At 69.2% G+C, this 15,366-nt stretch carries 13 protein-coding genes; 4 read left to right on the forward strand and 9 right to left on the reverse strand.

Annotated elements, in window-relative coordinates; all coding sequences use genetic code 11:
* Window positions 1–53 precede the first annotated feature (53 nt).
* From JW792_RS15230 to JW792_RS15245, 4 genes are all read right to left on the reverse strand, one after another.
* Complete coding sequence (locus JW792_RS15230) at window positions 54–1,811, reverse strand: methyl-accepting chemotaxis protein (protein WP_135994949.1); 1,758 nt, start codon at window positions 1,809–1,811, stop codon at window positions 54–56.
* 90 nt (window positions 1,812–1,901) lie between these two features.
* The gene (locus JW792_RS15235; RefSeq protein ID WP_135994948.1) at window positions 1,902–2,240 is read right to left on the reverse strand and encodes a hypothetical protein; all 339 of its coding nucleotides are present in this window, start codon (window positions 2,238–2,240) and stop codon (window positions 1,902–1,904) included.
* A 47-nt stretch (window positions 2,241–2,287) separates the two neighbouring features.
* A complete protein-coding gene (locus tag JW792_RS15240) occupies window positions 2,288–2,815 on the reverse strand; it encodes a hypothetical protein (protein ID WP_135994947.1) in 528 nt (175 codons plus the stop codon).
* A gap of 96 nt (window positions 2,816–2,911) precedes the next feature.
* Complete coding sequence (locus JW792_RS15245; protein WP_158291545.1) at window positions 2,912–4,714, reverse strand: methyl-accepting chemotaxis protein; 1,803 nt, start codon at window positions 4,712–4,714, stop codon at window positions 2,912–2,914.
* A gap of 316 nt (window positions 4,715–5,030) precedes the next feature.
* Here JW792_RS15245 and JW792_RS15250 point away from each other — a divergent pair, with 316 nt between their 5' ends.
* The 3 genes from JW792_RS15250 to JW792_RS15265 all read left to right on the forward strand — a co-directional run bounded on the left by JW792_RS15250 (window position 5,031) and on the right by JW792_RS15265 (window position 7,627).
* A complete protein-coding gene (locus JW792_RS15250; protein WP_135994945.1) occupies window positions 5,031–5,915 on the forward strand; it encodes a hypothetical protein in 885 nt (294 codons plus the stop codon).
* A 172-nt stretch (window positions 5,916–6,087) separates the two neighbouring features.
* Window positions 6,088–7,029, forward strand: a complete 942-nt coding sequence (locus JW792_RS15255; RefSeq protein ID WP_135994944.1) for an IS110 family RNA-guided transposase — start codon at window positions 6,088–6,090, stop codon at window positions 7,027–7,029.
* 157 nt (window positions 7,030–7,186) lie between these two features.
* Complete coding sequence (locus JW792_RS15265; protein ID WP_135994943.1) at window positions 7,187–7,627, forward strand: hypothetical protein; 441 nt, start codon at window positions 7,187–7,189, stop codon at window positions 7,625–7,627.
* Between the two features lie 29 nt (window positions 7,628–7,656).
* Here the strand turns inward: JW792_RS15265 and JW792_RS15270 are convergent, their stop codons facing one another.
* The 4 genes from JW792_RS15270 to JW792_RS15285 all read right to left on the reverse strand — a co-directional run bounded on the left by JW792_RS15270 (window position 7,657) and on the right by JW792_RS15285 (window position 13,471).
* Entirely contained in the window at window positions 7,657–8,304 is a 648-nt protein-coding gene (locus JW792_RS15270; protein WP_135994942.1) for a thymidine kinase, read from the reverse strand.
* A 71-nt stretch (window positions 8,305–8,375) separates the two neighbouring features.
* Window positions 8,376–10,166, reverse strand: a complete 1,791-nt coding sequence (locus JW792_RS15275) for an ABC transporter ATP-binding protein (RefSeq protein WP_135994941.1) — start codon at window positions 10,164–10,166, stop codon at window positions 8,376–8,378.
* 285 nt (window positions 10,167–10,451) lie between these two features.
* Complete coding sequence (gene nhaC, locus JW792_RS15280) at window positions 10,452–11,930, reverse strand: Na+/H+ antiporter NhaC (protein ID WP_135994940.1); 1,479 nt, start codon at window positions 11,928–11,930, stop codon at window positions 10,452–10,454.
* Window positions 11,931–12,013: 83 nt separating this feature from the next.
* The gene (locus JW792_RS15285) at window positions 12,014–13,471 is read right to left on the reverse strand and encodes a M20/M25/M40 family metallo-hydrolase (RefSeq protein WP_135994939.1); all 1,458 of its coding nucleotides are present in this window, start codon (window positions 13,469–13,471) and stop codon (window positions 12,014–12,016) included.
* Between the two features lie 78 nt (window positions 13,472–13,549).
* Here JW792_RS15285 and thiD point away from each other — a divergent pair, with 78 nt between their 5' ends.
* Window positions 13,550–14,398: a bifunctional hydroxymethylpyrimidine kinase/phosphomethylpyrimidine kinase gene (gene thiD / locus JW792_RS15290; protein ID WP_135994938.1), complete on the forward strand. Its 849-nt coding sequence runs from the start codon at window positions 13,550–13,552 to the stop codon at window positions 14,396–14,398.
* On the opposite strand, the gene JW792_RS15295 is transcribed toward thiD, so the two are convergent.
* Window positions 14,395–15,327 carry a homoserine kinase gene (locus tag JW792_RS15295; protein ID WP_135994937.1) on the reverse strand — a complete coding sequence of 311 codons (933 nt, stop codon included), beginning with the start codon at window positions 15,325–15,327 and terminating at the stop codon, window positions 14,395–14,397. The two genes, thiD and JW792_RS15295, sit on opposite strands and share 4 nt — an antisense overlap.
* Window positions 15,328–15,366: the final 39 nt, after the last annotated feature.

A 15,366-nucleotide genomic window follows, 5' to 3' on the forward strand; every position in this document is an offset into this window, starting at 1 on the left:
GCGGGGCTTTCGCCTCGCGCGCCTTCGCCTGCCCGTGGGTGACGGCACGGACCTCAGGCAGCCCGCTTGCCGGCGGGGGCGAGCGCCACGATGTCGGCGCCCTCCTGCTCGCCGGCGTCGTCGGCCTGCGCCTCGCGCAGATAGTCGGTGATCTGGCCGCGGATCGTCGCGGCCCGCTCGGCCACGCTCTGCGCGGTGGAGCTGACCTGGCTCGCGGCGGCGGACGTCGCCTCGGAGGCCTCGGTCAGGCTCGCCACCGATCGCGACACGCTTTCCGAACCGCTGGCGGCCTCGTTGACGTTCCGGCTGATCTCGGTCGTCGCGGCGACCTGCTGCTCGGCCGCTGCCGCCACGGCGGTGGACACGTCGCTGACCTCGCCGACGACCGTGTCGATCTCGCGCACCGCCTCGGCGGCGTCGCGGGTGCGGCTCTGGATCGCGGCGATCTTGGCGGTGACCTCGCCGGTCGCCCGCTCGGTCTGCTCGGCGAGCTGGCGCACCTCGGCGGCGACGACGGCAAAGCCCTTGCCGGCCTCGCCGGCACGCGCCGCCTCGATCGTGGCGTTCAGGGCGAGCAGCTTGGTCTGCTCGGTCACGGTGGAGATGAGATCGAGCACCGTGCCGATTTCCTTCGACGAGGTCTCGAGATCCTCGATTCCCTCGATCGCCTCGGCGACCTTCCCGGCGGCGCGGTCGGCGATCTCGGCGGTGCGCGCGATCTGCTGGCCGACCTCCCTGATCGAGGTGCTCAGCTCCTCGGTGGCGGAGGCGACCATCTGGATATTGTTCGCCGTCTGGTCGGTGGAGGCGGAGACCGAGGTGCTCTCGCCGGCCGTCTGCTCGGCGGTCGCGGCCATGGAGGTGGCGGTGGCCCGCAATTCCTCGGCGGCCGAGGCGAGTGCGGCGACGCTTTCCCCGACCTGGTCCTCGAAGGCGTCGGTGAGCGCGGCGAGGGCCTCGGCCTGTTCGAGCTTGCGCCGGGCGGCGCGCTCGTTGCTCGCGCGCAACCGCGCCTGCTCGCGCATGCTGGACTGGAACACTTCCAGCGCGCGGTTGAGCGTGCCGACCTCGTCGCCGCGTGCGGTTTCCTCGACAGGCGTGTCGAGATCGCCCTTCGCGAGACTCTCGACGCGGACGATGGCGCGCTTCAGGGGCTGGGACACCGACTGGCGCCCGATGAGGGTGCCGAGGACGAGCCCGCCGATCACCGCGGCGATGGCGCCGAGGATCAGCGTGGTGCGCGTGGTGTCGGCGAGAGCGGCGGCGTTCGCGCCCTCGATGTCGGCGCGCTGGTCGAAGGTGGCGACCAGCTCGACCACCTCGGCCCGCAGGGCGGCGGCGTTCTCCCGCGAGGCCCGCGCGAGGGCGAGGAGCTCGGTTTCCGCGGCGCTGCGCGCGCTGGTCTCGACCGTCGCCGCGGCGGCGACCATCGTGTCGAGCGAGCCGCGATAGGTCTCGAGCCGGCGTTCGATCGCGGCGAGCCGGGCATCGATCTCCGCGCTGGACAGGGCCTGCAACGCGGCGATATCGGCCTCCAGCGCTTCGCGCGCCGCGTCGATCTCGCGCTCGATCTCGGCCGACTGGCCGGGATCGGCGGCGAGGCGGAACTCGGCGCGGCTGAGTTCGAGCACGTTCTTCTCCAGCGCCATTCCGAGCAGCGCGGAGTCTCCGGCCGCATCGACGCTGGAGACCGCGCCGCGCAGGGCCGTCGTCCCGTACAGTCCAAGCCCGCCGAGCGCGGCCGCGCCGGCGCTCATCAGGGCGACGATGACGAGCACCTTGCCCATCATCGGCATGTTCGAAATTCGCATGGGTAAGCCTCCTGCCCCCGGTATGGTTGAGTGCGTTCAGCGAGCAGGATCGGTGTGAATTGGTTTATGCAAACTTATCGAGGGGTGCGGCTATCTGGTTGGTGCAGATGGGTAAATGTGCAATCGATGAATATATTCAATATAACCGGATGCGGCTTTGGCCTGCAGGGCAACGGCTTTCCATCGTTCCCCTCGCGCCGCTTCCGCCCGGTGAGGACTGGCGCCGTGGCAAATTGCCGCGAGGGTCAGCTCGCGGCCGCCCGGCCGGTCTGCCGGGCAAGGGGTGCGGCCGGCCAGCGCCCCTTGGAAGTGCTTGCGGGAGAGCAGGACATGGTCCGACGTCTCGACGCCGATCTGCGCGCCCTCGAGATCGTTCGTCCCTGGCTCGGCACGGCGTGCAGGCCGAGAATTCGCGGCAGTGATGGCCATGAAGGCCCGCGAGCCTCGGCCTCGAAGACTGCCCCCGCCGGGCGCGCTCACCGGTTCTCGCTGAGCCTTCCTGATCGCCGGGTGTCCCATGTCCGTGCGAGGCGCCGCAGGACCAGGCTCGATTGTGCGAGACGTTGCCTCAGGGGCGCGCCACGCGCGGCCGGCAGGGCCCGGGCGTTCAGAGCGGCGATCAGGCTCGCCTCTTCGCAGTGGACGTCGACGCAATGGCCTGCCCGCCTCAGGGTCCGGATCGCACTGTCCATGCCCGGCGAATGTGTGCACCGGCAGAGGATGAAGATGCGCGCGGCGGGGATCTTCGCGGCGTGTTCGCCGATGAGCGGGGCGATATCGTCGGAGATGGCCGGCCAGTATGCATGGCGAAGGTCGAGTGCGAGGTCGCGGATGCCGGTCAATTCCAGCACCTCCTGCAGGAACTCGAAGCACTCCGACGCTCGGCTCGGTGTCTGAAAGCCGCTGGCGCGGACAATCAGGATGCGGCAGTCGTCACGGACCTCCACCCGAACGCCGAAATACTCGATGGCATCGGGTCCGGGTTTGATTGACGTGATGGACATATCTGCAACCTCGGCCTGGACTGGCGATGTGTGCGGGGCGCACGCCGCGGGTGGCGCGCGCCCCGCACGATGGCGGCCCGAGTGACGGGCGGGGGGTCAGGCCGCCATGATCTGCTGGGGCTCGCGGCTGGATGCGTCCCGCCGCGCCGCTTCGCGCAGGAAATCGGCGATGCGGCTCTGGATGCCGCTGGCCCGCTCCGCGACGCTCTCGGCCGTCGCGCTGACCTGGGATGCGGCCGAGGACGTGGCCTCCGATGCCTCGCTCAGTCCGCCGACGGCGCGGGAAACGCTCTCCGCCCCGCTGGCGGCCTCGTTGACGTTCCGGCTGATCTCGGTGGTCGCGGCGACCTGCTGGTCGGCCGTAGCGGCCACCGCAGTCGAGACCTCGTTCACCTCGCTGACCACGGTCTCGATCTCGCGCACGGCCTCGGCGGCCTCGCTGGTGCGGGTCTGGATCGCATTGACCTTGCGGGTCACATCGGCCGTGGCCCGCTCGGTCTGCTCGGCGAGGGCGCGGACCTCGCTCGCGACCACGGCGAACCCCTTGCCGGCCTCGCCCGCCCGCGCCGCCTCGATCGTGGCGTTGAGCGCGAGGAGCTTGGTCTGCTCGGTGACGTCGCTGATCAGGGTGAGCACCTCCCCGATCTGACTGGCCGACGCTTCGAGATCGTCGATGCCGGCGATCGCGTCGGCAACCTTGCGCGCGGCTCGCTCCGCGATGCTGGAGGTGCGGGCGATCTGGCGTCCGACCTCCTTGATCGAGGTGGAGAGTTCTTCGGTCGCGGAGGCCACCATCTGTATGTTCGAGGCGGTCTGCTCGGTCGAGGCCGAGACATTCGAGGTCTCCCCGGCCGTCTGCTCGGCGGTTGCGGCCATCGACGTCGCGGTCGCGCGAAGCTCCTCCGCGGCAGAGGCGAGCGCGGCCACGCTCTGGCCCACCTCCTCCTCGAAGGCGGCGGTGATGGCTGCAAGGCGCTCGGCTTCGGCCCGCTCGGCCTCGGCCTGGCGCTGCATCGCCACCACCCGTTCGGCCTCGCGTTTGGCCTCCTTCTCGGCCTCCTCGGCCTTGCGCTGGACTTCACGCTCGCGCTCCGCACGCAGTTCGGCCTGCTCGCGCATGCTGGCCTGGAAGACCTCGAGTGCCGCGTTCAGCGTGCCGATCTCGTCCTTGCGCGCGGTCTCCTCGATCGGGGCTTCGAGGTCGCCCTTCGCAAGGCGCTCGACCCGCGCGACAGCGCGCTTGAGCGGCTGCGCGATCGCATTGCGCCCGATCAGCGCACCGGTGGCCGCGCCACCGAGAATGGACAGCAGGGCGCCGGCGAGCAGCATGAGCCGCGTGGTGTCGGCCGTGCGACCCGCGGCGGCGCGTTCCCGGGTCCGGCGCTCGGAGTAGATCGACGTCAGCTGATCGATCTGCGCGCGCAGTTCGCGTGCCTGCTGCTGCGACTGCTGGGCGAGGGTGAGCAGGCGCAGCTCGTCGGAGGTGGGAGCCCCCACCTGTGCGATTTGCGCCTCGCCGACGAGGTTCTGCAACCCGGCCTCGTAGTCCGCGAACACCTGCTCCACCGACGCGATAGCCTCGATGGCGCGCCCGCTCGCCTCCGCACGCAGGCTGTCGAGGCTGGACACGAACCGTTCGCGTTCGCGGGCGATGTCCTCGGCAATGCCTGCCGCGCCGCCGGGATTGGCGGCAAGCCGGAACTCGGCGCGGTTCAGGCTGATCACGGATTGCTCGATCGCCGCGCTGACAAGAGCCATCTCGCTCGCCTGGTCGACCTGTCTGACCGCCTGTCGAAGCGTGGTTGCGCTGTAGAGCCCGATACCCGCGAGCGCGAAAGCCCCGGCCGCCATCAGGGCCACGATGACGAAGATCTTCGCCATAACCTTCTGGTTGCTCATTCCCATGCAAGTTCTCCGGATTGGCGCTTGTGTGAAACTCTCGCCGGCAACCTAGGCGGTCGGCTGGTAAATGAGTTGTTACCGGGGGCGGCGCGTCGCCTTTTTGGGGAAAATCGGCCTATCCAGCTCGAAAAATGTCCTCGCGAGGAATCGCGTTTCGCAATTGGGCTGAGCGGTAAACGAACTATTACCCGATTGATTTTTTATGACAAAATACTCTCTAAGGCAGGATATTCGTCCTTTTTCACGTCCCCGGCTGGAAATGTTCCGCGGATCGCTCAGATGTTCGACATAAGCGAAGGTTGCAGGGGGCGGCATGCATTTCGAGAACTTCGAGAAGCGCTTCGAAGTTGCAAGTGACTTTTCCGAGTGGGCGTCGACGCTGTCCGGCGTCCACGCGGAGACGGCGCCTCTCGACGAGGATTTTCGTCTTGTCTCACGCGGCATAATCCTGCGCGGAGGTCCGCTGGACGGGACGATCTCGCTTCGCCATGTCAGCATGACGGGAGCGATGATCGCGTTCGCGGGGTCAAGCCGGGTCGTGACCCTGCTCGCGGCCCACCGGGGTGCGGTGCCCGTTTGCGCGCGGGCTACCTGCGGCGCCGGCGAAATCCTCAATCACCAGGTCGGGCCTCAGGTTCTCGCCGTCCCGCCGCGCGCCGATTTTCTCAGCCTCAGCTTTCCCTACAAGCTGCTGCCAGCGGCGATTGCCCGCATCGGGCTGCCCGGGGCGCTGGACGGTCAGGTCGACAATCTCCTGTTCTGGATAGACAAGGTACGGCTGCTGCGCCTCACCGCCACCCTGTGGGGCGAGCTGGAGACCGCCCCCGAGGCGGAGATCGCGTCGCGGTCGCTCTTCAGCCAGACCTGCGACCGGATCACGGAAGCGCTGGCGGAAGACTTCCATGCGCATCTTCTGCGCGGACGTGCGGTGCGTGCCGACCCCCTGAGAAGCATCTTCGTTCGCTGCCACGCCCTTCTGGAGTCGATACCCTGCCGCGCGGTGCCCGTGCAGGAACTCTCAATGGCGGTCAACGCGTCCGAGCAACGCATCAACGAGGCCTTCGGCGAGACGGTCGGTGTCAATGCGAGGACATGGCACACGGTCCTGCGCCTGCTGAAGGCGCGCGGCGTCTTGCGAAGAGCCGAGGGCGATCGCGCCAAGGTCTTGTCTTATGAATTTCGCGGGTTCCCGGAGTAGAAGGGAGCCACTGCCCGCCACGCCATTCATGGCGGGCAGTGGCGGCGGTTGGATCGAGGAGGCCTGGGTCTTCAGGACCGTTTCGGAGTAGGATCGACCGCCGTCTTTCACCCTGGGCCTGAACGGATACGCGTGTTTGCGTCACGCATGACAAGAATAGGACAAGGCGAAGATGACGGATCATAACATCGGCATCGATATTTCCAAATCCCACCTCGACGTGTTTCATCTGGAGGGGCAAGAGGCGCGTCGGTTCGAGAACGCCCCGCGCGGCTATCGGGCGCTTCGGAAATGGCTGGCTCAGCTGGCGGTGACCCGGGTCGTGTTCGAGCCGACGGGACCCTATCACCGCGCCTTCGAGAGGGCGTTCGCTGGCAAGCTCCCGCTGGTGAAGGTCAATCCCTTGCAGGCACGCCGCTTCGCGCAAGCCTGTGGGACCCGCGCCAAGACCGATGCAGTGGATGCACAAATCCTGGCACGGATGGGGGCTGCGCTCGGCCTGGAGCCCGACGCACCCGCTTCAGAAAAGCTGCATGATCTCCGTGACCTACAGATTGCGCGAACCGCCTTGACCAAGGAACGCACGCGCCTGCGCAATCGCGCCCATGTTCAGACCAACACGGTTCTCAAACGCCAGACCAAAGCCCGCCTGGCCCTGGTCGAGCGGCAGATCGCCGAGCTGAACGACGAGATTGCGAAGCGCATCGCCGAGGATCGGTCAACTGCGCGCAAGCGCGACATCCTGTGTTCGATCCCGGGCCTCGGTCCGGTCGTCGCGGCGGCGATCCTCGCCTTCCTGCCGGAAATCGGCGCGCTGGGACGGAAACAGGCTGGTAGCCTGGCCGGGCTGGTCCCTCACTGCAGGGAATCCGGCCAATGGAAGGGAAAATCCTTCATCGGCGGCGGACGCAAACCGTTACGGGACGCGCTTTACATGCCGGCCCTGGTCGCCATGCGCTTCAACCCCGACCTGAAGGCAAAATACACCGCGCTTCGCAAAGCCGGAAAACCCGCCAAGGTCGCCCTCGTCGCACTCATGCGCAAGCTCATCGAAACCGCAAATGCGCTGATCAAAGCCGATCGCGTATGGGTCGAAAGTCGCGCTTGCACATGACGGATACTCCGAGGTCGCGCACAAGTTCGGGTTCACCCATCTGGGCCGGTTCTCAACCGCCTATCAGAAATTCTTCCGGGAATATCCCTCCGCGACCCTGAAGACGCCCGTGCCGGCGTTCGACTGACGGGGAGGAAGGCTGAAGATGCGGCGATGAATGGCGTTTAGCGACTGGACCCTGATAGCCCCGAACTGCCTCAAGCTCCGCCTTGGTCCGCTCGACCAGGTCCGGGACCAGATCAACGCATTCCTGCTCCTGCCCTCGCTCGCCCGCGAGAACGCCCTGGCCGCTGCCCTTGTCGATATCCGCGACTGCGAACCCCATCCGATCCAGAGGGCGCCGGAGGTGGCCGTCTTCCATATCGCCCATGAGCTGCGCGATTCGTCGCTTCACTTCCTGGCCATAGCCGACGAGGGTTATCGCAAGGCGTGGTGGCGCTACATGATCCCGAGCCTGCAAGCCCTCGGCATGCGGGCGAAGCTGTTCGGCTCGGTCCGCCGCGCCGAGCGCTGGGTCTGCCACCGCGGCCTGATCGTGCGCGAGCCGGTCAGACACTTCGTCGAGCTGCCGGAGGCCGCTTCGGAGGGTTCCTCCTGACGCGCCCCATGGCTCAGGAGTGTTGCCTGTCAGACCGCGACCGGCTTGTCCGACGAGGCGGCCCCGCTGCCGGCCCGAAGCTGGAGTTCCGGGCCTTCCTCCTCGAGCGCCTCGTGGAAGTGCTTGCGGCAGAGCGGGACATAGGCGGACTTCTCGACGCCGATCTGCGCGCCCTCGCGCACCGTCTCGCCGGTCTCGCTGCGGCGCAGATTCATCGTCGCCTTTCGCCCGCAATGGCAGATCGTGCGCACCTCGCGCAGGTCATCGGCGAGCGCCATGAGCTCGGCGGCCCCCTCGAAGAGCGCGCCCTTGAAGTCGGTCCGCAGCCCGTAGCACAGCACCGGGATGCCGAGATCGTCCGCGACGCGGGCGAGCTGTCGCACCTGCTCGCGCGTCAGGAACTGGGCCTCGTCGACGAACACTGCGCCGAGCGGTCCGCGCGCAAGGCGCGCCTGAACCGCGGCGAACAGGTCGAGCCCGGCCCGGAACAGGCGGGCGGGCGCGAAAAGCCCGATGCGCGAGCGGATCTCGCCGGTATCCGCTCCCGCGGCCGCGTGGTGGGAGGAGGTCCACAGCATCACCGCCATGCCGCGCTCGCCATAATTGTGAGCGGCCTGCAGGAGGATGGCCGACTTTCCCGCGTTCATCGCGCTGTATGTGAAGTAGAGCTTGGACACGCCAGTCCGATTAGCGCGATTCCCCGGGGAAGGCATCGCCGGCGGCGTGTCGCCGCGCCGCCGGCAGACCCTTACTCGGCCGCGATCGCGGCCAGGCGGGCATAGAGCCCGTCATCGCGGGCCGCGAGTTCGCGGTGCGTCCCCTGCTCGACGATGCGGCCGGCCTCGAAGACGAGGATGCGGTCGGCCTCGCGGATGGTGGACAGCCGGTGCGCGATGACGATCGCGGTCTTGCCGGCCATCACGTCGGCCATCGCTTCCTGGACCAGGCGCTCGGTCTCGTTGTCCAGGCTCGAGGTCGCCTCGTCGAAGATCAGGATCGGCGCATCGGCGAGCACCGCGCGCGCGATCGCCACGCGCTGGCGCTCCCCGCCGGACAGCTTCACCCCGCGCTCGCCCACCAGCGTGTCGTAGCCGGACGGCAGGGCGGTGATGAAGTCGTGCGCGCGCGCCCGCTTCGCCGCCGCGACGATCTCCGTCATGGAGGCGCCGGGCCTGGCGTAGGCGATGTTCTCCGCGATCGAGCGGTGGAACAGGGCCGGGTCCTGGGGCACGAGCGCGATCGCGCGGCGCAGGCTCGCCTGGCGAACCGCGCGCACGTCCTGCCCGTCGATGCGGATCGCGCCGGCATCGACGTCGTAGAGACGCTGGACGAGCTTGACGAAGGTCGACTTGCCCGAGCCCGTGGGTCCGACGAGCGCGACCTGCTCGCCCGGGGCGATCCGGAGCGAGAAGTCGGCATAGAGCGGCTCGTCCTGGCCGGCATAGGTGAAGCGCACCCGGTCGAACACGATCTCGCCTTCGCCTGGAACGAAGTCCGGCGCGCCCGGGCGATCCCTGATCTGCTCCTCCATCTTCGCATAGGCGGCGATGTCGGCGATCTCGTCGAGCCCGCGCTGGACGTTCTGCACCTCCTCGCCGAAGCGGCGCATGTAGCCGGCCATCATCAGGAAGGCCGTGATGGCGAACACCACGGCGCCGGGGCTCGCCTCGCCGCGCTGCCAGAGCATCACGAGAAGCCCGGTCAGCCCGGCCTGCAGGGCCAGCACGCAGGCCATCTGGACGAGCCAGGTATTGGCGAAGCGGAGCCAGGTCTTCTTCACCTCGCCGCGCCAGCGCCAGGCGAGGGCGTGGAAGCGCGCGTCCTCGCGGGCCTCCGCGCCGAAGCTCTTGACCGTCGCGATGCCGCCGACCGCATCGGCCACGGCCCCGCCGAGCTCGGAGTCGAGCGCGTTCGATCGCAGGTTCTGCGGCCGGATATAGCGCGTCGACAGGACGACGGAGAGCCCGATGAAGAGCGCGATGACGCTGAGCGCGTAGATGCCCACCAGCGGCCAGGCGAACAGCATGTAGATGCCGAGCCCGGTCATCACCGTGATCGAGGGGATGAGGCCGAACCAGAGCGTCGCCGTGACCTGATCGTAGGCCCACATGCCGCGCGTGATCTTGCGCACCACCGAGCCGGCGAACGTGTTGGCGTGCCAGTCGAGCGCGAAGCGCTGGACGCGGGAGAAGGCCTCGGTGGTCATGTCGGCCATGTTGGCGCTGGAGAAGCGGATCTCGTGGCGCACGGCGGCCTGGCGCGCCGCGTTCACGGCGAAGGCGAGACCGACGAACAGCGCGAAGGCGATCCAGTGCCGGCCGCCGCCATCGTCCGGGCCGGCCGAGAGGGAATCGATCAGCAGGCCGGCGGCCACCGGCACGAAGATGTCGGTGATCGTCGCGACCGCGGTGAAGCCGACGAGCGCGGCGAACAGCCACGGCCGGCGGCGCCACTGGCGGAAGAGGAAGGCGAGGACTTCGAGCGTGGAAAGTTCACGCTCGCGCGCGTCTTCGCGCGGGATGTCGCTGGAAAGGCTCATGACGGGACCTGGTCGGCAGATCGGGCGCGAGTGGGCGCCGGAAGGAACTGAACGGGGCGGGCGGGAAACGGCGCGGAGGCCTTGCCGGCGGCGCGCGCAATCGCGCGGCGGGAGGGCAGGGGCGGGCGCCTTACCGTTTCAGCGCCTCGGCTTCAGTTCGCAAGATCGCATGGGTCCGTCAGGCTCCTGTGCTCGCGCCGGGTCTTCCCGGCGCAGGGGTCGGCGTGAATACGCCCATAACCGGCCCGGGGAAACCCCGGGCGTGGCGCGAATCGCACGCTTTCGTTAACCCTGTTGCGCGGAAGCCTCACCCGGGCGGGCCATCGCGCGGCGCGCCACCTGGAAGCCGATTCCGGCGAAGATGAAGGAGATCACCGGGCTCGCCAGGTTGAAGAACGCGTAAGGGGCGTAGGCGAAGGTGGCCACGCCCAGCGTCGCGGCCATGTAGGCCCCGCACGTGTTCCAGGGCACGAGCGGACTCGTCACGGTCCCGAAATCCTCCAGCACGCGCGACAGCGACTTGGTCTCGAGCCCGGCCTCCTCGAAGCTCTTGCGGTACATCTGGCTCGGCGCGGCGATGGCGAGGAACTGGTCGGGCGTGACGATATTGGCCAGCAGCGCCGTCAGCCCGGCGCGCTGCATCAGCCCGCCGCCGGTCTTCACCCCGGCGATCATCAGCCGCACGATGACGTCCAGCGAGCCGGACTTCTCCATCATCCCGCCGAAGAACATGGCCGAGAGGATGAGCCAGATCGTGGTCAGGAAGCTCTCCATCCCGCCGCGCGAGAGCAGGGAATCCAGCTGCTCCACGCCGGTCTGCGACACGAAGCCGTTGGCCGCCGCGCTCGCGAGGGCGGCGAGGCCCGCGCCGAACCCGTCCGCGGTCAGGGCGGGCTGGAAGAGCAGGCCGAACACACCGCCCACGAGCCCGCCGATGATCAGCGCGGCGAAGGCGGAGACGCGAAACGCGGCCAGGGCGAGCGTGATCGCGAGCGGCAGCAGCAGCAGCGGGGAGACCGAGAAGCTCTCGTCGAGCGCGCCGGAGACCTGCGTGATCCGCGTCACCTCGACCTCGGCGCTGACCCCGAAGGAAAGGATGGCAAACCCGATCAGCGCCACGGCGAAGGCCGGCAGCGTCGTCCAGAGCAGGAAGCGGATATGGGCGAAGAGCTCGGTCCCGGTCAGGCCCGCGGCGAGATTGGTGGTGTCCGACAGGGGCGAGAGCTTGTCGCCGAAATAGGCCCCCGAGATCACCGCCCCGGCCACGATCCCGGCGGGCAGCCCGGCGATCTGGGCGGCCGAGACCAGGGCGAGGCCGATCGTGCCGGCGGTGGTCCAGGAGGACCCGATGGAGATCGAGACCAGGGCGCACAGGATGAGCGTCGCGAGATAGAACAAGGCCGGGCTGATGAGCTGCAGGCTGTAATAGATCAGGGCCGGGATCACCCCGGCCGCGATCCACAGCCCGATCAGCAGGCCGATGGCGAGCAGGATGAACACGATCGGCATCGCCCGGGCGACCACCTCGTAGGTCTTCTCCTCGAGCTCCTTCCAGCCATGGCCGCGCCAAAGCCCGATCACCCCGGCCGCAAGCCCCGCCATCAGCAGGGCGAGCTGCGCCGGCCCGCCCGTCGTGGCGTCGCCGAACGTGGCGATCGAGCCGATCAGGAACAGCGCCAGCAGCACCAGCGGGGCGAGGGACAACAGGACGCCCGCAGGGCGCGGGGCGGGCTTGTCATCGGGGCTCTGGCCGGTCTCGGTCATGGCAATGCGTCTCTCGTGGCGGGTGAAGGGCCGGCGCACGCTAATGGGCGTACGCGGCCAGGTAAATGTTCATGGGAGGGGCGCTACTCCGCCCCGCTCGTCCCCGCCTCCACCATCACCGTGCGGAAATAGTCCGCCATGACGGGCAGGTTGGAGATCTTCATCCGCTCGTCGGTGCCGTGGATGCGCGACAGATCCTCCATCTCGATGCGGGCCGGGGAGTAGCGGTAGATATTGTCGGCGACGCCCGCGAAGAAGCGCGAGTCCGTGCCCGCCACCAGAAGGCTCGGCGCGACCGGCGTGCCTTCGGGCGCGAAGGCGGCCGCCGCGCCCGCGACGATCTCCCAGGCCCGCCCCTCCATCGCCGCGACCGGCGGAGCCTCGCTGCCCGGCGCATGGGGCTTGATCGTGACGCCGTCGAGCCCGGCGACCGCCTCGCGCAGATGGGCGAGCGCGTCCTCGGTGCTGGTCCTGGGATGAAGGCGCAGATTGATCAGCGCCGTGGCGTGCTGGGGCAGCACGTTCTCCACGATCCCGCCCTCGATGACGGTGGGCGCGATCGTGGTGCCGAGCATGGCGCGCGGGGCGTCCTCGTCCTTCATCGCATCCACGATCAGCGCGCCGAACAGGCCGGGATTGGAGGCCGCGAACCCCTGCAGGCCCTCCATGTCGGGGGCGAGGGCGACGAGCATCTCGTCGACCGGGCCGCCCTCGAGGCTCATCTCGAAGGGATGGTCCTCGATGGCCGTGATGGCGCGCGCGAGCAGGCCGACCGCCGTGCGCTGCGGCGGGCTGGAGGAATGACCGCCGCGGGCGCGCGCGGTCACCTCCACCGTGAGATAGCCCTTCTCCCCCACTGCGATGAGCGCGGTCGGCCGGCCCGTCAGCGGCATGTCGAGCACCAGCGAACCGCCCTCGTCGAGCACGAACCAGGCACGCCGGCCGCGCTCCTCCAGCCAGCTCGCCATCAGGCCCGCGCCGATGCCGGCGACCTCCTCGTCCGCGCCGAGCCCGATATGGATCGTGCGCTGCGGCGCGAAGCCGTCCTCGAGCAGGCTCTCCATGGCGGCCAGCAGCGTGACGAGATGGCCCTTCATGTCGATCGCGCCGCGGCCCCAGACATAGCCGTCCGCGATGACCCCGTCGAAGGCGGGATAGGTCCAGCCGCCTTCCGTGCCCGGCTCGACCGGGACCACGTCCTGATGGGCGATCAGCACGGCCGGGTCGAGCGAGGCGTCGGAGCCTTCGAGCGTGAACCAGAGCGTGCCGTGGCCGAGATCGGTGACGTCCAGCTGTTCGAAGACGCGCGGATATTCGCGCGCGAGGAAGGCCTGGAATTGCGCGAAGACTTCTGCGTTGTGTCCGGGCTCGCCGGCCTTCGCGATGGTGGGGTAGGCGATCGCCTCGGCGAGCTGGCGCGCGAGGGTCTCCTCGCTCAGTCCGGCCCGGTCGGGCGCGACCGGCTCGGGCTGCTCGAATGACGATCCGCCGCAGGCGGCCAGGACCAGACAGGCAACGAGGCTCGCGGCGACGCGTTTCATGGATTCCAATTCCTCCCCCCGGGGCGCTATGAAGGCGCCCTCAATCCTTCGTTTCGCGAACAAGAGTGGCACACCGACATGGCGTCTGACGAGACCATCCCGCCCGAACCCAGAGGCCGCGTCCTCTCCATCGCCGGCTCCGACCCCTCCGGCGGGGCCGGCATCCAGGCCGACCTCAAGACCATCGCCGCGCTCGGCGGCTATGGCGCGACGGCCATCACCGCGCTGACGGTGCAGAACACCAGGGGCGTGACGGCGACCCATCACGTGCCGGCCGACATCATTGCCGGCCAGATCGAGGCCGTGCTGTCCGATATCGGCGCCGACGCGATCAAGACCGGCATGCTGGCCACCAGTTCGGTGATCGAGACCGTCGCCGACACGCTCGGCGACCGGGTCGCGAAAATCCCGCTCGTCATCGATCCGGTGATGGTGGCAAGCTCCGGCGCGGTGCTGGTGGAGGAGGATGCGCTCCAGGCGATGAAGTCCGTCCTCGTGCCGCGCGCCTTCATGCTCACCCCGAACGCGCCGGAGGCGGAGAAGCTAACCGGGATCGTCGTGGAGGACGTCGACAGCCAGCGCGCGGCCGGCGAGGCGCTGCTGGAGATGGGCGCGACCCACGTGCTGGTCAAAGGCGGCCATATCGAGGGCAGCCAGATCATCGATCTCCTGGTGACCCCGAAGGGCGTGCGCCTGTTCACCCGCCCGCGGATCAGGACGAGGAACACGCACGGCACGGGGTGCACGCTGGCGAGCGCGATCGCCGCCTTCCTCGCCCGCGGCCTGCCGGTGGATCAGAGCGTGGAAAAGGCCGGCGACTATCTGCACGAGGCGATCGCGCGCGCGCCCGGCTTCGGGGAGGGGCCCGGCCCGGTCAACCATGTCTGGCCGCTGGCCGAGGCGGGACTGGCGAGGCTGGGCGGCTAGCCCCGCTCCACCGTCACGCCGGGCCCGCCGATCGGCGCGGTGAAGCTCTGGACGGTGAGACCGGCAGCGCCGACCGCCGCGGCCATCGCCTCGCGCACGGTGTCCGCGTCGTTCTCGCGCGCCCAGGCGAAGATGGACGGGCCCGAGCCGGAAAGCGAGCAGCCCAGCGCCCCGGCAGCCCTGGCCGCATGCTTGACCATGGGAAGGCAGGGCAGGAGCTTCGCGCGCTGCGGCTCGATCAGCAGGTCTTCCAGGCCCGCCTCGACGAGCTTCAGGTCGTTCGAGGCGCAGCCCGCGACGAAGGCGGCGATGCGCCGGGAATGCTCCACCGCGGTCTCGAGCGCGACCGTCGCTCCCAGCACCTCGCGCGCGGCGCGCGTCTCGATGCGCGCGCCGGGAAGAACGAGAACGGCCACGAGGCCCCTCGGCTCGGGCAGCGGGCGCACGAGCGGCGGATCGAGCCTGGCGGCGAGCACCATGCCGCCGAACAGGGCGGGCAGCACATTGTCCCAGGCCGGCGAGCCGGAGGCGGCCTTCTCACCCTTCAGGGCGAAGGGCAGCAGCGCCTCGCGCCCGAACGGCCGGTCGAGCAGGGCGTTGGCCGCCGCGGCGCCGGCCACGGCCGAGGCGCCCGATCCGCCCATCCCGGCCGAGAGGGGGATGCCCTTCTCGATCTCCACCACCAGGCCGAAGCGCGCGCCGGCGGCCTTCAGCACCGCGTCGGCGGCGGCCAGGCACGCATTGTCCTCCACATCGCTCGGCAGGCGCCTGACGGTTCCGGTCACCGCACCGAGGCGCACGCCGGGCTCGCGGTCGCGCTTCGCCGTGACGGTGTCCCAGGCAGCGTTGAAGGCATGGCCGAGCACGTCGAAGCCGACGCCGACATTGCCGATGCTGGCGGGGGCGCAGGCCCGGGCGGTCGCTGCCATGGTTCTCGCTCCTCGGCGAACGTTCGCGCATCCGGCGCG

Origin of the sequence: Marinicauda algicola (genome assembly GCF_017161425.1) — a bacterium.
Lineage (GTDB): Bacteria > Pseudomonadota > Alphaproteobacteria > Caulobacterales > Maricaulaceae > Marinicauda > Marinicauda algicola.

What these genes read in the sequence shown, in the direction of transcription:
- JW792_RS15255 (WP_135994944.1), top strand. Translation starts at nt 6,088, where the DNA reads ATGACGGATCATAACATCGGCATCGATATTTCCAAATCCCACCTCGAC.
- JW792_RS15275 (WP_135994941.1), bottom strand. Translation starts at nt 10,166, where the DNA reads ATGAGCCTTTCCAGCGACATCCCGCGCGAAGACGCGCGCGAGCGTGAA.
- JW792_RS15230 (WP_135994949.1), bottom strand. Translation starts at nt 1,811, where the DNA reads ATGCGAATTTCGAACATGCCGATGATGGGCAAGGTGCTCGTCATCGTC.
- JW792_RS15265 (WP_135994943.1), top strand. Translation starts at nt 7,187, where the DNA reads ATGGCGTTTAGCGACTGGACCCTGATAGCCCCGAACTGCCTCAAGCTC.
- nhaC (WP_135994940.1), bottom strand. Translation starts at nt 11,930, where the DNA reads ATGACCGAGACCGGCCAGAGCCCCGATGACAAGCCCGCCCCGCGCCCT.
- JW792_RS15295 (WP_135994937.1), bottom strand. Translation starts at nt 15,327, where the DNA reads ATGGCAGCGACCGCCCGGGCCTGCGCCCCCGCCAGCATCGGCAATGTC.
- thiD (WP_135994938.1), top strand. Translation starts at nt 13,550, where the DNA reads ATGGCGTCTGACGAGACCATCCCGCCCGAACCCAGAGGCCGCGTCCTC.
- JW792_RS15250 (WP_135994945.1), top strand. Translation starts at nt 5,031, where the DNA reads ATGCATTTCGAGAACTTCGAGAAGCGCTTCGAAGTTGCAAGTGACTTT.
- JW792_RS15285 (WP_135994939.1), bottom strand. Translation starts at nt 13,471, where the DNA reads ATGAAACGCGTCGCCGCGAGCCTCGTTGCCTGTCTGGTCCTGGCCGCC.
- JW792_RS15240 (WP_135994947.1), bottom strand. Translation starts at nt 2,815, where the DNA reads ATGTCCATCACGTCAATCAAACCCGGACCCGATGCCATCGAGTATTTC.
- JW792_RS15235 (WP_135994948.1), bottom strand. Translation starts at nt 2,240, where the DNA reads ATGGCCATCACTGCCGCGAATTCTCGGCCTGCACGCCGTGCCGAGCCA.
- JW792_RS15245 (WP_158291545.1), bottom strand. Translation starts at nt 4,714, where the DNA reads ATGAGCAACCAGAAGGTTATGGCGAAGATCTTCGTCATCGTGGCCCTG.